Annotated in this window: 9 protein-coding genes; 1 reads left to right on the forward strand and 8 read right to left on the reverse strand. The window is 73.2% G+C overall.

The features are described 5' to 3' along the window. Positions 1–54 precede the first annotated feature (54 nt). The 4 genes from ABT345_RS03910 to ABT345_RS03925 all read right to left on the reverse strand — a co-directional run bounded on the left by ABT345_RS03910 (position 55) and on the right by ABT345_RS03925 (position 11,129). A complete protein-coding gene (locus tag ABT345_RS03910; RefSeq protein ID WP_345081451.1) occupies positions 55–267 on the reverse strand; it encodes an MbtH family protein in 213 nt (70 codons plus the stop codon). Positions 268–365: 98 nt separating this feature from the next. Beyond that, the gene (locus ABT345_RS03915; RefSeq protein WP_345081455.1) at positions 366–1,346 is read right to left on the reverse strand and encodes a helix-turn-helix transcriptional regulator; all 981 of its coding nucleotides are present in this window, start codon (positions 1,344–1,346) and stop codon (positions 366–368) included. 37 nt (positions 1,347–1,383) lie between these two features. Beyond that, entirely contained in the window at positions 1,384–9,327 is a 7,944-nt protein-coding gene (locus tag ABT345_RS03920; protein ID WP_345081458.1) for a non-ribosomal peptide synthetase, read from the reverse strand. Between the two features lie 17 nt (positions 9,328–9,344). Beyond that, a complete protein-coding gene (locus ABT345_RS03925; RefSeq protein ID WP_345081461.1) occupies positions 9,345–11,129 on the reverse strand; it encodes a condensation domain-containing protein in 1,785 nt (594 codons plus the stop codon). Positions 11,130–11,338: 209 nt separating this feature from the next. On the opposite strand from ABT345_RS03925, the gene ABT345_RS03930 reads away from it, so the two are divergent. Further along, entirely contained in the window at positions 11,339–12,727 is a 1,389-nt protein-coding gene (locus tag ABT345_RS03930) for a DegT/DnrJ/EryC1/StrS family aminotransferase (protein ID WP_345081464.1), read from the forward strand. Positions 12,728–12,743: 16 nt separating this feature from the next. Here the strand turns inward: ABT345_RS03930 and ABT345_RS03935 are convergent, their stop codons facing one another. Genes ABT345_RS03935 through ABT345_RS03950 form a run of 4 tightly spaced genes read right to left on the reverse strand, consistent with a single transcriptional unit; the run spans position 12,744 to position 16,406 of the window. Then, positions 12,744–13,706 carry a transketolase family protein gene (locus ABT345_RS03935; protein WP_345081467.1) on the reverse strand — a complete coding sequence of 321 codons (963 nt, stop codon included), beginning with the start codon at positions 13,704–13,706 and terminating at the stop codon, positions 12,744–12,746. 11 nt (positions 13,707–13,717) lie between these two features. After that, positions 13,718–14,527: a transketolase gene (locus ABT345_RS03940; protein ID WP_345081470.1), complete on the reverse strand. Its 810-nt coding sequence runs from the start codon at positions 14,525–14,527 to the stop codon at positions 13,718–13,720. Continuing rightward, positions 14,524–15,588, reverse strand: coding sequence for a M20/M25/M40 family metallo-hydrolase (locus ABT345_RS03945; protein WP_345081473.1), 1,065 nt, complete (start codon positions 15,586–15,588; stop codon positions 14,524–14,526). Before ABT345_RS03945 ends, ABT345_RS03940 begins: the two co-directional genes overlap by 4 nt. Next, complete coding sequence (locus ABT345_RS03950; RefSeq protein ID WP_345081476.1) at positions 15,585–16,406, reverse strand: [LysW]-aminoadipate kinase; 822 nt, start codon at positions 16,404–16,406, stop codon at positions 15,585–15,587. The genes ABT345_RS03945 and ABT345_RS03950 overlap by 4 nt, the downstream gene beginning before the upstream one ends. Positions 16,407–16,417 lie beyond the last annotated feature (11 nt).

Here is a 16,417-nt window from a genome sequence, read left to right on the forward strand (position 1 = left end):
GCGGATCGGCCCGGCCCGGAACCGGGTGATGCCTGTGGTGTTCGCGGCCATCGGTCAGGCCCCGTTCATCGTGGCGATCAGGCCGGCGGGCCGCATGTCCCTCCAGTGCTCCTCGACGTAGTCCAGGCAGGCGGTCCGCGGTCCCGCTCCGAACACGGTGGTCCAGCCGGCGGGCACCTCGATGTCCGCGGGCCACAGGGAATGCTGTCGCTCCGCGTTGGTCAGTACGAGGTAGGAGCCGTTTTCGTCGTCGAACGGGTTGTTCATGGGTCTGTCCTTTCACGGTGATGATCAGGCCGGATCAGGGAGATCGGCCTGGTGGCTGATGCTGCGTCAGGTACGAATGCGACCGGCCTGCTTGACGGTCAGAGCCAGCCGAGCCGGGCGGCCTTGACCCCGGCCTCGAAGCGGCTGCGGGCGCCGAGGCGCTCCATCAACGCGGCCATCATGCGTCGCGCGGTCCGGTGCGAAATGTGGAGCTGACCTGCGGCGGAGGCATCGGTGCACCCCTGGGCGACCAGCCTGAGCAGCGCCAGTTCCTTGCCGCTCGGGCCGTCGCCGGCCGCGGGCCGCCCGGCGTCCAGCGGGGTGGCCGACGCCCAGGTCTGTTCGAAGAGAAGGACCAGGGGGGCGACGAGGCCGGGATCGGTCACGTGGAGCGCGCCCGCCGCCCCGTCCTGCGGGTCGGCGGAGACCAGCGCGACCGCGCCGTCGACCACGGTCATCCGCGGCAGCGGAGTCTCACAGCCGCGGAACTGGCCCCCGTTGCCGGTCAGCCAGTGCACCTGAGCCAGCGTCGCGGCGTCGTAGGAGCCGGTGTCGGTGCCGACGGTCCGGACCGACACCGAGCGGCTCAGCAGCGCCGCCTCGTTCCGGCGCGACGCCATGAGTTCCTGCGGCGACGGCGCACCGCCGGGCCGGAACGTCAGCACCTCGCGGGTGGCCTCCCCCGCCAGGCGGTCCACCCGGCACTGCACCTCGTCCGCCCCCACGAGCCGCTCGACCTGTTCGGCCCTGCCCGACAGGCCGGAGGCGCCGGACAGGAGCAGGCGGACGACCTCGGCGTGGGTCTCGGCGAGCCGCCGCTGCCGGCGCAGCAACTCCTCGTGCTGGCCGGCCAGCGACTGCTGCAGGCCCAGGACCGGATCCACCGCGACGAACCCGCCCACCACCTCGAACGACTGCCGCACCAGGCCGAGTTCGAGCAGCCGGTCCAGGCAGCCGCGGACCAGGTCCGGCGCGAGGGCCAGCCGGTCGGCGATCGTCTCGGCGGCCGGCGCGGGTGAGGTCCGCATCTCCCGGTACACCGCTTCTTCCATCCGTTCCAGTCCGAACATGGTGAGCATGGGTCCGTCTCCCAGGTGTGTCGGTGAGCGCCCGCGGTCAGCGGGGGGTGGCCGGCCGCAGCGCCGGGCGGGCTGGCCGGGCCGTCGCCAGGTAGGCGGCGACACCGGCGACGGTCGGGGACCGGAAGAACTCGCGGACCGGCAGTTCCAGCCCGAGGGCCGAACGCACCCGGGAGATCAGCCGGGTCGCCAGCAGCGAATGACCGCCCAGGGCGAAGAAGTTGTCGTCGATTCCGACCGTGTCCACGCCGAGCACGGTGGCGAACAGCTCGCCGAGCACCTCCTCGTGCCCCGTACGCGGCCCGGTGGGGGCCGGCGCCGCGTCCCGCGGCGGAGCCGCGGTGGTGTCCGGGGAGCGCCGGTCTTGGACGGGTGGCACGTCGAGGTCGGCGATCGGCCGGTCCGGGTCCTCGACGACCTGGGTGAGCAGCCGGCGCAGACCGTCCGCGAGCCGCTCCCCCGTCGAGGCGTCGAACAGCTCGGTCGCGTACATCAGGGCGCCGGCCAGCCCGGCCGGTGCTCCGTCCCGGTCGAGCCGCTCCTCCACGTCGATGACCAGGTCGAACTTGGCGGTGGTCGTCGGGACCGGCCACTCCGTCGCCCGCAGGCCGGGGAATTCGGGCCCGGCGGTCGCGTGCTGGAGCTGGACCATGACCTGGAAGAGCGGGTGGCGACCGGGCAGGCGCGGCGGGTTCACCGCTTCGACCAGCCGCTCGAACGGAACGTCCTGGTGCTCGTAGGCCGCGAGGTCGGTGGCCCGGACGCGGCGGAGCAGCTCCGCGAAGCCCGGGTTCCCCGAGACGTCGGTCCGCAGGACCACCGTGTTGACGAAGAAGCCGACCAGATCGTCGAGCGCGCTGTCCGAGCGGCCCGCCACCGGGGTGCCGATCGGGATGTCGGTGCCCGCGCCCAGCCTGCTGAGCAGGGCCGCGCAGCCGGCCTGGAGCACCATGAACAGGGTGCAGTGGTGCTCCTTGGCGAGCGCGAGCAGGCCTCGGTGGAGTTCGGGGTCCCATTCGATGCCGGCCGATGCGCCGGCGCCGTCGCCGGTCTCGGGCCGGGGCCGGTCCGTCGGCAGGGCCAGTTCCACCGGCAGATCGGCGAGTTCGGTGCGCCAGTGGCTCAGCTGCCGGGACAGCAGTCCGTCCGGGTCGTCCTCGCCGCCGAGCAGCTCCCGTTGCCACAGCGCGTAGTCGGCGTACTGCACCGGCAGGGCGTCCCACCGGGGGGCCTCGCGCCGGGTGCGGGCGGCGTAGGCGGTGGAGAGGTCGCGCAGGAGCGGTCCGAGGGACCAGCCGTCGCAGACGATGTGGTGGAACACCAGCAGCAGGAGGTGGTCCTCCGGGCCCGTCGTGAACAGGCGGGCGATCATGGGCGGCTCCGCCGCCAGCGCGAACCGGTGGTCCGCGGCCTCGCGGACGGCCGCCTCGACCTCGGCCTCGGGCACCTCCCGGTGCACCAGCGCCGGCCGGACCTCTCCCGGTGCGCGCACCGACTGCACCGGCCGGTCGCCGCGTTCGGCGAAGACCGTCCGCAGGCTCTCGTGCCGGTCCGTGACGTCGGACAGCGCCTGTTCGAGGGCGCCTCGGTCCAGCGGCCCGGAGAGGCGGAGCGCCAGGGGGAGGTTGTAGGCGGTGCCCGCCTCCTCCCACTGATCCAGGAACCACAGCCGTTGCTGGGCGAAGGAGAGCGGCAGCACGTCCGGGCGCTCCCCCGCCCGGAGCACCGGCCTGGCGGGGAGCAGGTCGTCGAGGCTCTCCGCCAGCCCGGCCACGGTCGGGGTGGCGAACAGCAGACGGGCCGGGACTTCCACGCCGAGGACGGAGCGCGCCTTGCTGCTCAGCCGCACCGCCAGCAGGGAGTGGCCGCCGAGGTCGAAGAAGCCGTCGTCGATGCCCACCGCGTCGCGGCCGAGCACCTCCGCGAACAGCCCGCACAGGAGTTCCTCGCGGAGAGTGCGCGGGGCGCGCCCGGTGCCGCTGGTGGGGTGGACCGGCCGGGGCAGGGCCGCGCCGTCCACCTTGCCGTTCGGCGTCAGCGGCAGTTCGTCGATCACCACGATCGCGGCGGGCACCATGTGGTCCGGCAGGTTCTGCCGGACGAACTCGCGCACGCGCCGCACATCGAGTTCCGCGTCCCGCGCGAGTACGTACCCGACGAGGCGTTTATCCCCGGGGTGGTCCTCGCGCAGCACCGCCACGGCGTGCGCGACGCCCTCGTGGCGGGCCAGTGCCGCCTCGACCTCGCCGAGTTCGACCCGGAAGCCGCGGATCTTGACCTGGTCGTCGGCCCGGCCGAGGAATTCCAGCGCGCCGTCGCCGGTCCACCGGACCAGGTCGCCCGTGCGGTACATGCGCTCGCCCGGACGGAACGGGTTCGCCACGAACCGTTCCGCGGTCAGGCCGGGGCGGTTCACATAGCCCCGCGCCAACTGCGCGCCCGCGACGTACAGTTCGCCGACCACGCGCGAGGGGACGGGCCGCAGCGCCGGGTCGAGCACGTACACGTCCACCCCGGCGATCGGGCGGCCGATCAGCGGGCGGTCGCTCTCGTCCGACGACCAGAAGAGCGTGTCCACGGTGGTCTCGGTCTGTCCGTAGATGTTGTAGACGGTGATCCCGTCGGTCTCCCGGATGCGTGCCCACAGCTTCTCGCCGACCGTTTCCGCGCCGGTCATCACCACCGCCGGCGGCGTTCTGTCCGGATCGAGCATCCCCTGCCGGATCAGCTCCTCGGCGTAGCTGGGCATCACATCGAGGGCGTCGATGCCGCACCGGTCCAGGTACCGGGCCATGGCGACGGGGTCGCGGCGGGTGTCGTCGCCGATCAGGTGGAGTTCGTGGCCGACGGCCTGCCAGAGCAGTCCGACGACCGAGGTGTCGAAGGAGAGGGACGCGGTCAGGGCCATCCGGCAGCGTCGCCCGTCACGGATCCGTTCGGCGGTGGCGATGACCTCCGCGCGGTAGAAGGCCAGCAGGTTGGCCAGCCCGCCGTGGGTCACCATCACGCCCTTGGGCCGGCCGGTCGATCCCGAGGTGTACACGACGTATGCCGGATGGTCCGCGGCGAGAGTGGCGGCGGGTTCTTCGGTGGATTCCTCGGCGGACTCGTCGTCGGGCGCGGGGGCGTCGATGAGCAACGGTGCGCACGCGGGCAGCAGCTCGGCGGTTTCGCGGTCGGTGACGACCAGGGCGGCGCCGGAGTCCTCCAGCAGGTAGGCGATCCGCGGGGCCGGGTACGCCGTGTCGACGAACAGGAATGCGGCGCCCGCCTTCAATACGGCCAGCAGCGCGACCACCAGGTCGGCGGAGCGGGGCAGGGCCACCGCCACCACCCGGTCCGGGCCCGCGCCCCGGCGGGCGAGGCGGCGGGCGAGCCGGGTGGCGCGTGCGTCGAGTTCGGCGTAGGTCAGCGCGGTGTCCTCGAAGACCAGCGCCGTCGCGTCCGGTGTGCGGGCGACCTGCTCCCGGAAGGCGTCGGGCAGGAAGACGCTCCGCGGCGCGGGCGCCAGGCGCTCGGGCAGCAGGCGTCGCCGTTCCTCGTCCGAGAGCACGTCGACGGCGCTGATCGGCCGTTCCGGGGCGGCGAGCACCTGTTCCAGCAGCCGCCGCAGGCGTGCCACGAGCTGTTCGGCGGTGGCCTGATCGAACAGGTCCTCGGCGTACTCCAGGTAGCCGGTCAGTCCGGCGGGTGCGCCCTGGGCGTCGCGGGTGTCGACCAGTTCAAGGCTGAGGTCGAACTTGGCGACGTCCCAGCTCACCGGGGCCCGTTCGCCCTCCAGTCCGGCGAAGTCCGGGGTGGCGGTCTCGGCGGGCTGTACCTGGATCATGACCTGGAACAGCGGGTTCCGGGACAGCGACCGCTCGGGCTGCAGATCCTCGACGAGGCTCTCGAACGGGACGTCCTGGTGGGCGAAGGCCTCCAGGTCGGTGTCCCGGACCCGGCGCAGCAGTTCGGCGAAGCCGGGATCGCCCGCGGTGTCGGTGCGCAGCACCAGGGTGTTGACGAAGAATCCGACCAGATCGTCGAGCGCACTGTCCGACCGGCCCGCCACCGGGGTGCCGAAGGGGATGTCGGTGCCCGCGCCCATCCGGGTCAAGAGCGCCGCGAAGCCCGCCTGCACCACCATGAACGGGGTGCAGCCGGCGGACCTGGCGAGTGCGAGCAGCCTGCCGTGCAGCTCCGGGTCCCAGTCGACGGCCACGATCCCGCCGGACTGTGCCGCGACCGCCGGGCGCGGCCGGTCCACCGGCAGCGTCAGCTCCGGGGGCAGCCCGGCGAGCCGGGTACGCCAGTACTCCAGCTGACGGCTCATCAGGCTCGTCGGGTCCTCGGCGCTGCCGAGCAGCTCCCGCTGCCACAGCGTGTAGTCGGCGTAGCGCACCGGCTGCGCCGGCCAGTCGGGGGCGCTCCCCTCGCAGCGGGCGGTGTACGCCAGGCCGAGGTCCCGCAGCAGCGGGCGCAGGGACCATCCGTCGGCCGCGATGTGCTGGATGACCAGCAGCAGTACCTGTTCCTCGGGGCCGAGCCGGAACAGCGTGGCCCGCAGGGGTGCGTCCTCGCTGAGGTCGAAGCGGTGCCGGGCCCGCTCCGCCATGGCGGCGTCGAGACCGGACGGCGTCACCTCGACGACCTCGATGCCGGGGACGGTGTCCAGCACCACCGGGTGCGGCTCACCGCCGTCCTCGGGAAAGACCGTGCGCAGGCTCTCGTGCCGTTCCGCGACGTCGGCGAGCGCCCGGGCCAGCGCGTCCCGGTCCACCGTCCCGGTGAGACGGACCGCGACGGGCACGTTGTACGTCCCCGTGCCGCTCTCCATCCGGTTCAGGAACCACAGCCGTCGCTGGGCGAACGACAGCGGTACGGGCTCCGCCCCCGCGCGGGCGGTCAGCGCCGGGCGTGCGGCCCCGGTCAGCCGGGCCAGCCCGGCCACCGTGGGTGCGGCGAACAGGTCCCGGATCTCGAACCCCTCGCCCAGGACCGACCGGATCCGGGCGAGCAGCCGGAGCGCGAGAAGGGAGTGTCCGCCCAGGTCGAAGAAGTGATCGTCGATCCCCACGCGGGGCATTCCGAGCGCCTCCGCGAAGAGTGCGCACAGGATCTCCTCGCGCGGGCTCCGCGGCTCCCGCACGGTGTGCACGCTCCGGTCCGGCTCCGGCAGCGCGGCGCGGTCGAGCTTGCCGTTCACCGTCGTCGGCATGGTGTCGAGCAGGACCACGGCGGCGGGGACCATGGCGTCGGGCAGGCGGTCCGCCAGATACCGGCGCAGCTCCTGGTCCGTGCGGGCGCGGGACCGGGTCACGGCGTACGCGACCAGGCGCGGGTCGCCCGGCCGGTCCTCCCGGAGGACGACCGCGGCCTGGGCCACCTCGGGGTGGCCGGCCAGCACGGCCTCGATCTCGCCCGGCTCCACCCGGACGCCCCGGATCTTCACCTGGGAGTCCGCGCGGCCGACGAACTCCAGCTCCCCGCCGGCGCGCCACCGGACCAGGTCACCCGTGCGGTACATCCGCTCCCCCGCCGCGAACGGGCAGGCCACGAACCTCTCGGCGGTGAGCGCGGGACGCCCGGTGTAACCCCGGGCGAGCTGGACGCCGCTCAGGTACAGCTCGCCCACCACCCCGGGCGGCACCGGCCGCAGCGCACCGTCCAACACATACGCCGACACGTTGGCCAGCGGCCGGCCGATCGGCACCGTGCTTCCCGCGTCGTCGCGGCGGCACTGCCAAGAGGTCGCGTCGACGGCCGCCTCGGTGGGCCCGTAGAGGTTGTGCAGCTCGGTGGCGGCGAGGGTCGCGAACAGTTCGCGCTGGGTCTGCGCGGGAAGCGCCTCGCCGCTGCAGATGATCCGGCGCAGGCTGGTGCAGCCGGCCGCACCGGGCTCCCGGAGGAACGCCTGCAGCATGGAAGGTACGAAGTGCGTGACGGTCACCGCTTCGCGGCGGATCAGCTCGGCGAGGTGGCCGGGGTCGCGGTGCCCGCCGGGCTTCGCCAGCACCAGGGCCGCGCCGGAGATCAGCGGCCAGAAGAACTCCCACACCGACACGTCGAAACCGGCCGGGGTCTTCTGCAGCACCCGGTCGTCGCCGGTGAGCCGGTACTGCCCCTGCATCCACAGCAGCCGGTTGACGACGGCCGCGTGCGGGACCATGACGCCCTTGGGGCGCCCGGTGGAGCCGGAGGTGAAGATGACGTAGGCGGGGTGCGCCGGAAGCGGCGCTTCCGGACGGGCGGGGGCGGGCGCGACCGGCTCGTCGAGCAGCAGCGTCGGGAGGGTGCCGGGCAGGGCTTCGGCGCCCTGCGCGTCGGTCAGCACCAGGACCGGTCCGGCGTCCGCGAGCATCCCGGCGATCCGCCCGGCGGGGTGGTCCAGGTCCACCGGGAGGTAGGCCGCGCCCGCCTTGACCACGGCGAGGATCGCGACCACCAGCTCCACCGAACGGGGCAGTGCCACGGCCACGACCCGCTCCGGGCCCGCGCCACGGTGCGCGAGCTGCGACGCCAGCCGCTCCACCCGTGCGTCCAGCTCGGCGTAGCTCAGCCGTTCGTCGGGCGCCACCAGGGCCGTCGCCTGCGGCGTGCGCCGGACCTGCGCCGACCACAGCTCGGCGAGCGTCACCTCCGGCAGCTCGACCGCGGTGTCGTTCCACTCCCGTACGACCCGGTCGCGCTGCTCGGGCGTCAGCACGGTCAGCGCGGAGAGCGGCCGGTCCGGGTCCTCGGCCACCTGTTCCAGCAGCAGCCGCAGCCGGTCGGCGAGTTCGGCCGCCTCGGCGGCGGTGAACAGGTCCGGACGGTAGTGCAGGCGCAGGGCGAGCCGCTCGCCCGGTTCGACGGCGAGGGTGAGCGGGTAGTGCGCGCTGTCGCGGAACGCGACGCCGACCTGGAGTTCGCCGTCGGGCGAGTCGACCTGGTAGTCGTGCATCGGGAAGTTGTCGAAGACCACGTTGGTGTCGAAGAGCGCCGTGGGACACCCGGTGAGGGCCTGGATCTCCGTCAGGCCGAGGTGGTCGTGGTCGAGCGCTGCGGCGCGTCCCGACTGGATCTGCTCGAACAGCGCGCTCATCGACGCCGCCCGGTCCAGCCGAACCCGCACCGGGACCGTGTTGATGAGCATCCCGATCATCGAGTCCGCGCCGGTCAGCTCCGCCGGACGGCCGCTGACCGTCGAGCCGAACACGACATCCTCGCGTCCGGTGAGCGCACCGACCAGGACGGCCCACACCCCTTGGCACACCGTGTTGAGCAGGACGTGGCTGCGCCGGGCGTGCGCGGTCAGCAGCGCCGTCGTCTCCGCCGGCAGCAGCACCGCCACCTCCTCCGGCGGCGGGCCGCTCCGGGAGTCGGCGGCGGCGACGAAGGTGGGCTCATCGACCCCTTCCAGGGCCGCCGCCCAGTGCCGCTCCGCGCCGGCCCGGTCCTGCTCCGCCAGCCACGCCAGGTAGTCCCGGTACGGGCGCACCGGTGGCAGGCCGGTGGTGGCGCCGCCCTGGGAGTACACCGCGAACAGCTCCTGGAACAGCAGGGCGAAGGACCATCCGTCCAGCAGGAGGTGGTGGGCGGTGACGAGGAGCCGGTGGCGGCGGGCGGTGTGCCGGGCGAGGGTGAAGCGGATCAGCGACGCCCCGCCGACGTCGATGCCTTCCGCCCAGTCCCGCGCGGTCAGTTCGGCGAACCGCTCCGGCGCGCTCTCCTCCTGCCCCAGGTCGATCTCCCGCCAGTCCGGCGGGACATCGCGGCGGACCACCCGTATCGGCTCGCCCGATTTCCGGTACCGGAATCCGGACCGCAGCGTGGCGTGGCGCCGTATCACGGTCTCCGCGGCGGTCTTCAGGAGCGCGGTGTCCACCGGTCCGTCGAGGTCCACCGCGAATTGCGCGAGATAGGGGCTGTGCTTTTCCCGGTCGAACAGCGCGTGAAAGAGAAGCCCTTCCTGAAGGGGCGACAGGGGAAGGACGTCCTCGACTGCTGACTGACTCATCTTCAGTGCCACCTTCCTCAGATTGCCCGCAGATCGGATTCGATTTCTTCGAGCTCTTCCTGACTGAGCGAGCTCAGGGTCAGGTCGGACGGGGTGAGTCCGCCCGCTCCGGGTTCGCGGGCGTGCGCGACCAGCGTCCGGAGCATCCGGAACCACGTCTCCGCCAGCTCGCGGGTGTCCGCCTCGGACACCACGCTGCCGTCCCAGGTCCAGGTGGCGCGGAGCACCGGGCCGTCCGGCCGGTCCACCGTGGCCGCGTTGACCTCGATGCTGTGGGCCATGGGCATTCCGGGCCCGGTGTCGTCCAGACCGGTCCCGTACTCCGGTACGACCGACCAGTCGGCGTCGTCCGAGACCGGGAAGCGGCCCAGGTAGTTGAAGACGAACTCCGGCCGCTCCGCCTGCTCCAGCAGCGCGGCGGTTTGCGGGTTCAGATAGCGGAGCAGGCCGTAGCGGACGCCCTTGTCGGGGATGGAGCGCACCTGCTCCTTGATCCGCTTCACCGCGGTGCCCACCGCGGGCCCGGCGGCGTCCATCTCCGCCCGGTCCAGCTCCCCCAGGTCGAGCCTGATGGGGAACATGCTGGTGAACCAGCCCACGGTCCGGGAGAGGTCCACGTCCGCGAGCGCGCTCTCCCTGCCGTGGCCCTCCAGGTGCAGCAGCGCGGTGCCGTCGCCCGCCGTGCCGCGTGCGCGGTGCCAGTCGTCCAGCGCCAGCGCGAGACCGGCGAGGAGGACGTCGTTGATGTCGGCGTGGAACAACGACACCACCGAGGTCAGCAGCTCCTCCGTGAACTCGGCCGGCAGGGACACGGTGCAGGACCGCTCCCGGCTCTCCTCGTCGCGGCCGGACACCCGCGCCCGGTCGCCGAACCGGGCGGCGCCGGGGCGCAGCCGGTCGAGCCAGCCCGGGAGTTCCGCGGCGCCGGCCTGCGCGTGCGCCTGCTCGGTGAGCAGCTCGGACCAGCGGCGGAACGAGACCGGCACCGGTTCGAGGGCGATCGCGGCGTTCTTCGCGGCCGCTCGCCAGGCCGTCGCGAGGTCGTCGGCCAGGATGCGCCAGGAGATGGAGTCGATGGCCAGGTGGTGGACGACCAGCGCGAGTTCGCCCCGGCGGCCCGGTCCGGCGTCGCACCACACGGCCTGGAGGACGTTGCCCTCCCGCGGGCGGAGCCGGTCGCGCGCCTCGGCCAACTCCTGCCGGACCAGCGCGGCCCGGTCCGTCGCGGAGCGCCCCGCCACATCGATCCGCCGGACGGCCGGGGCCGCGGCGACCGCCCCCACCGGCAGGGTTTCGAGCGCCCAGTCCCCCTCGCCGCCGGGCAGGGTCAGCCGCAGGCGCAGCACGTCGTGGTGGTCGAGCAGGGCCTGCACCATCGCGGTCAGGTGCGCTTCGGTCAGCCCGGACGGGGTCCGCAGGACCGCGAACTGGTTGTAGGTGTCCACCCCGCCGCCGCGCTCGCGGAACCAGCGGATGATGGGAGTGGTGGCGACCGGTCCCACCCCGCTGTCCGCGACGGGCGCGGGTGTCAGGTCGACCGTGGTGGCCGCATCCGCCAGTGCCGCCAGGTCCCGCCGGCTCAGCACCTCGCCGACGGTGATCCGCAGACCGGCTTTCCGTGCCCGGCTGACGAGTTGCATGGCGAGGATGGAGTCCCCGCCGAGCGCCACGAAGCCGTCGTCGGGCCCCAGGTCGCTCACCCGGAGCACCTCGGCGACCAGTTCACACAGGATGCGCCGGCGCCGGGTGACCGGACTTTCCCCGGCCACGCTCGAATTCGGTTCGTCGAAAGGGCTGGTCACGTATTCCCTCATTCCGAGTCCGGTCTGGAATCGGGAACGAAGCTATCGAGCGGTGATCGGCGTCAGCGGCAGTCACAGCGGCAATCCGCGGGAGAACCACCGGGGAGGGCAGGGGAATTGCCGGTGCGATTGCCGCCGGAGGCGACGGCGCACGCCGAAACTGACAGGCGCGACGTTCACCCGGAATCACATCGAGAAGGGGCTTCACGGTGACAATCCAGCAACCGGCGCAGTCGACGGCCGGCCTCGCCATGTTCGGCGGCACCCGGGCCGTACCCAGGGACCTGCGGATCAGGCCCTGGCCGATGGTGACCGAGCAGGACGAACAGGCGGTCCACCGGGTGCTGCGCTCCGGCCGGTTCACCTCCGCCTCGTCGGGCGAGCAGGAGATCGCCGAACTGGAGCGGGCGTGGGCGCGGCACGTCGGTACGGAGCACTGCGTGGCGGTGAGCAACGGGACCGCGGCGCTGTCGGTCGCGCTGAGCGCCGCGGGCGTGGGCGCCGGCGACGAGGTCGTGGTGCCCGCCCTGAGCTTCATCGGCAGCGCCACCGCTCCGCTTCATCTGATGGCCGTGCCGGTCTTCGTGGACATCGATCCCGTCACGTTCAATCTGGACCCCGCGGCGCTCGAAGCCGCGATCACCCCGCGCACCAAGGCGATCGTCGTGGTCCATCTGCACGGTCTGCCGGCCGATCTGGACCGGATCTGCGCGATCGCCGACCGGCACGGGATCACCGTGGTCGAGGACGCGGCCCAGGCGCACGGCGCCCGGTACCGGGGCCGGGCCGTGGGCTCGATCGGCGCGGTGAACACGTTCAGCCTCAACGTCAGCAAGAATCTCGCCACCTGCGGCGAGGGCGGCCTGATCACGACCGATGACGCGGACGTGGCGACGCGGGCGACCATGCTGCGGCAGTTCGGTGAGCTCATCCCGGCCCGCGGCGAGCGCAGCTACGTCGCGCATCTGCTGGGCTGGAACTGCAAACCGAACGCGATACAGGCCGCGTTCACCCGCAGCCGTCTCGCGCAGTTCCCCGCCGAGGCGGCCGTCCGCGAGGAGAACGTCCGCCGGCTGCTGGGACGGGTGGCCGCCTGCCCCGGCTTCCTGGTGCCCGAGGTCCCGCAGGACCGCACCCACGCCTGGCACATCCTGCGCTTCCGGGTGGACCCCGCCGCCTTCGGGCTGGCCGACGAGTGCGCGGGCCCGCTGCGCGCCGTCGTCCAGCGCGCCCTGCGTGCCGAAGGGGTGCCCGCCGCGCCGTACCAGCTCCAGCCGCTGCCCGCGCAGCGGGTGTTCACCGAACAGCGCGGGTTCGGCGCCTACCCGTGGGCGTTGCCCGGCGTGGCGGCCCGCCCCTACCGCGCCGAGGACTTCCCGGCCACCCTGCGGGTCCTCGACGACTCCTTCACCCTGCAGAAGGCGCATCTGCACCCGGAGGCGGGGCCGTTGCTCGCCCGGTACGCCGATGCGTTCGAGAAGGTCTGGCAGCACCGCGACGAGCTGGCCGCCGTCGCTGCGACGGCGGCCCACACGCCGCACTGGGAACGCGCCTCACAGATCGCCGACGCCGAGTGGTCCACGGCGTTCCCCCACTGATGACCTCGGCGGCGGTTCAGGCCGGCAGCCGCCGCGCCTGCTCCGCCACCGCCGCGCCGGAGATGCCGTTGCGCGCCAGCAGATGGCGGTGGCCGCCGGTGCCGGCGGCGAACCGGTCGGCCACCGCCACCCGCCGCACCGGACAGGCGACGCCCAGGCCGGCCACGACCTCGGCGACGGCGGAGCCGAGGCCCCCGGCCGCCCAGTGCTCCTCGACGGTGACGATGCCGCGCGTGCGGGTGGCGGCCGTGACGATCGCCTGCCGGTCGAGCGGTTTGACGGTGTGCATGTTGAGCACGGCCGCGTCGATGCCGTCGCCGGCCAGCTCGTCGGCGGCCTCGACCGCGGTGCGCACCGGGTCAGGACCGGTGGCGATCAGCGTCACATCGGCTCCCTCACGCAAGGACTGCGCGACCCCGATCCGCACCGGCTCCGGCGAGGCCAGAGCCGGTGTCGCGCCGCGCCCGAGGCGCAGGTAGACCGGTCCCGGCAGCTGTGCGCAGGCACGGACCAGGCTCTCGGTGGCGGGGCCGTCCGCGGGTACCAGCACCGTCATGTTCGGCAGCATCCGCATGACGGCGAGGTCTTCCAGCGCGTGGTGGGTGGAGCCGAGATGGCCGGCGGAGAGCCCGCCGTGGGTGGCGGCGATCCGCACCGGCAGGTTGTTCCAGGCGATGTCGAGCTTCACCGCCTCCAGCGCACGGGTGGCGGCGAAGGTCGCCATGGTGTTGACGAAGGGGATCCGGCCGGACCTGGCCAGTCCCGCCGCCACGCCCATCAGGTTCTGTTCCGCGATACCGAGGTTGAGGTACCGCCGTGCGGCCTCTCCCCAGGACGTGGCGGAGAACAGGCCGGTGTCGCTGTCCAGGCACACATAGCGTTCGTCCTCGCCGGCCAACTCGACCAGGACGTCCCGGTAGATCTCCCGGGCCGCGCGGTCCCGGTCCACCGCGGTGGGTTCGGCTGTCACGACGGACATGTCGTCTCCGTTCAGGTTCGTTCGCCGCGCCTCACCGCCGCACGGGCACGCCGGTACCCGCGCTCGGTGAGTCGGACGTAGTGGCTGCGGGCCTGGCCTTCGATGTAGGGCAATCCCTTGCCCTTGACCGTGCGGGCCAGCACGACGGTCGGTCTGCCCGGGGTGTGCGGGACGCCCGACAGGGCCGTTCGCAGCTGGTCCGTGTCGTGCCCGTCGACCTCGTGCACCGTCCACCCGAAGCTGCGCCAGCGGTCCCCCAGCGGCTCCAGGCCCACGGTCTCCTCGGTGTCGCCGGTGATCTGGAGCCCGTTGCGGTCCACGATCGCCACCAGCCGGTCCAGCCCCTGGGAACCGGCGGCCATCGCCGCCTCCCAGACCGAGCCCTCCTGCAGTTCGCCATCGCCGAGCACGACGAAGCACCGCCGGTCGCTCCCGTCCAGCCGGGCGGCGAGGGCGAAGCCGACGCCGAGCGGCAGGCCGTGCCCGAGCGACCCGGTCGGCATCTCGACGCCGGGGACGGCCGGGTTCGGGTGTGCGGTGAGCAGGCTGTCCGGGGCGCCGTAGCTCGCCAGCCACTCCTCGGGGAAGAAGCCGCGCTCCGCCAGGGCCGCGTACAGTCCGATCGCGCCGTGGCCCTTGCTCAGCAGGAGGATGTCCCGCTCCGGGGCCTGCGGCTGCCGCGGGTCGATCCGCAGCACATGGTGGTAGAGCGTGACCAGGATCTCGACGAGGGACATCGATCCGCCGAGGTGGCCGCCTTCCGGGTTGGCGCACATCCGCACGATGAGTTCCCGTGCCCTGCGTGCGTGGTCGTCGCTCATCGGTCCTCTCCGGTGAGATGCCCGTCCAGTTCGGTCAGCGCCCGGGTCAGCACCCGGATGCCGAACAGGTAGTCGGGCAGGGTGATGTGTTCCCGGTCGGAATGGTCCAGGCTGCTGTCGCCCGGCCCGTAGGTGGCCATCGGCACCGTCCACTCCTCCGCCAGGGTGTTCATGTCGGAGGTGCCGGTCTTCACCTTCGCCCGCGGGCTGCCGCCCTGCGCGCGGATCGCGACCGACAGCGCCCGCACCACGGGATCGTTGCGGCCGACCCGGCAGGCGCGCACCGCGTTGACGACCCGGAGCGTGCCCGGCGCCGACCGTTCGGCCAGCGCGGCCACCAGGCGCTCGCCGTCGAAGCCCGGGGGGATGCGGATGCTGAACTCCGCGGTGGCGGACGTCAGTCCGCCGTCGATCGACGTCAGGGTCGGGCCGGGCGCGTCGAAGCGGGCATGGCTCGCCTCCGGGCCGAGCAGCTCCAGGAGTTCCGCCCACGCCCGGGTCGCCAGCTCGGACGCCTTGGGCACGACGTTGCTGGGGTGGGTCGCCTCGCACCGCACGTCGTAGCGGAGGTCGATTTTTCCCTTGTACCCCAGGACGACCGTGTCGCAGCCGCTGGGCTCGCCGATGATCAGCGCGTCCGGCGGCTCGTGCGTACGGCGGATCTCCACCGCGCCCCGGGACATCGTGGTCTCCTCCTCCACCGCGCCCACGACCACGATCCGGCCGCGGAATCCGGTGCTGCCGGCGGCCGCGCAGATCATCGTGGCGAGCGGCCCCTTGGCGTCGACCGCGCCCCTGCCGTACAGGCGATCGCCGTCCAGCCGCACCGGGACGTCCCCCGGCACGGTGTCCAGATGCCCGAGCAGCATCACCGTCGGCCCCGGGCCGCGCCGGATCTCCCCGACCGCGTTGCCCGCCTTGTCGATCCGGGCGGTGAGACCGGCGCCGCGCATGGCGTCGACCACGTAACCGGCCAGCTCCGACTCCGCGTAGGACGGGGAGGGGATCTTCAGCATGCCGTGGAGCAGGTCGATCGCTGCCGGATCAGAAAACCTTGTCACTCTTCCTCCAGGAGCACTTCGGTGCACGAGCCGGCCAGGGCCTCCTGTACCGGATGCGGCCGACGGCCGTCCGCGATCAGGACGCGCCCCGCACCGGCCAGCAGCGCCTCGCGCGCCGCAATCAGCTTGACCCCCATGCCGCCGGTGACCACCGGAGGAGTTCCCTCGCGGGGGACCCGGCAGACGGGGAGCACCGACCGTTCGTCGTGCCGGTCGGCCAGCACCCCGCCCGCCCCGGTGAGCAGCACCAGGGTGCTCGCCCGGACGGCGCCCGCGACGGCCGCGGCGGCGCGGTCCGCGTCCGTGTTGACCACCCGGCCGTCCTCGGTCAGCGCCGGCGGCGACACCACGGGCAGCAGCCCCGCCGCGAGCACCGCGGACAGCAGATCGCCGTTGACGCCGGTGATCCGTCCGCTGTGGTCGTCCCTGACCACGACCCGGCGTCCGTCGATGAGCGCCCGGTGCGCCGGTTTGCGGGCGGCCACCAGAAGGCCGGCGTCCAGCCCGGTCAGCCCGACCGCGTCCACCCCGCAGGCGCGCAAGGTGGCCAGCAGCCGGGGCTTGACGGAGCCGGCCAGCGCCAGTTGCACCACTTCGAGGGTGCGCTCGTCGGTGTACCGGGTCGACACCCCGTCCGGGGCGACGAGCCGGCGGGAGGGCACCCCCAGGCGTTCGGCAAGGCCGTCGATGTCGGCCGAACCGCCGTGGGCGAGGATCACCGGCCGGCCGCCGCGGTGCACGGCGGCGACGTCCGCGCAGATCGCCTCCGACCGCACCGCGGCGTTCCCACCGCACTTGACCACCAGCATGTCTCGCATTCGCTCTCTTC

It is taken from the genome of Streptomyces sp. NPDC000404 (assembly GCF_040300365.1).
GTDB lineage: Bacteria > Actinomycetota > Actinomycetes > Streptomycetales > Streptomycetaceae > Streptomyces > Streptomyces ramulosus.

Bases quoted from the DNA above. Each gene is read 5' to 3' on its own strand.
- ABT345_RS03920 (WP_345081458.1), bottom strand. From the start codon at position 9,327: ATGAGTCAGTCAGCAGTCGAGGACGTCCTTCCCCTGTCGCCCCTTCAG.
- ABT345_RS03915 (WP_345081455.1), bottom strand. From the start codon at position 1,346: ATGCTCACCATGTTCGGACTGGAACGGATGGAAGAAGCGGTGTACCGG.
- ABT345_RS03910 (WP_345081451.1), bottom strand. From the start codon at position 267: ATGAACAACCCGTTCGACGACGAAAACGGCTCCTACCTCGTACTGACC.
- ABT345_RS03935 (WP_345081467.1), bottom strand. From the start codon at position 13,706: ATGTCCGTCGTGACAGCCGAACCCACCGCGGTGGACCGGGACCGCGCG.
- ABT345_RS03950 (WP_345081476.1), bottom strand. From the start codon at position 16,406: ATGCGAGACATGCTGGTGGTCAAGTGCGGTGGGAACGCCGCGGTGCGG.
- ABT345_RS03940 (WP_345081470.1), bottom strand. From the start codon at position 14,527: ATGAGCGACGACCACGCACGCAGGGCACGGGAACTCATCGTGCGGATG.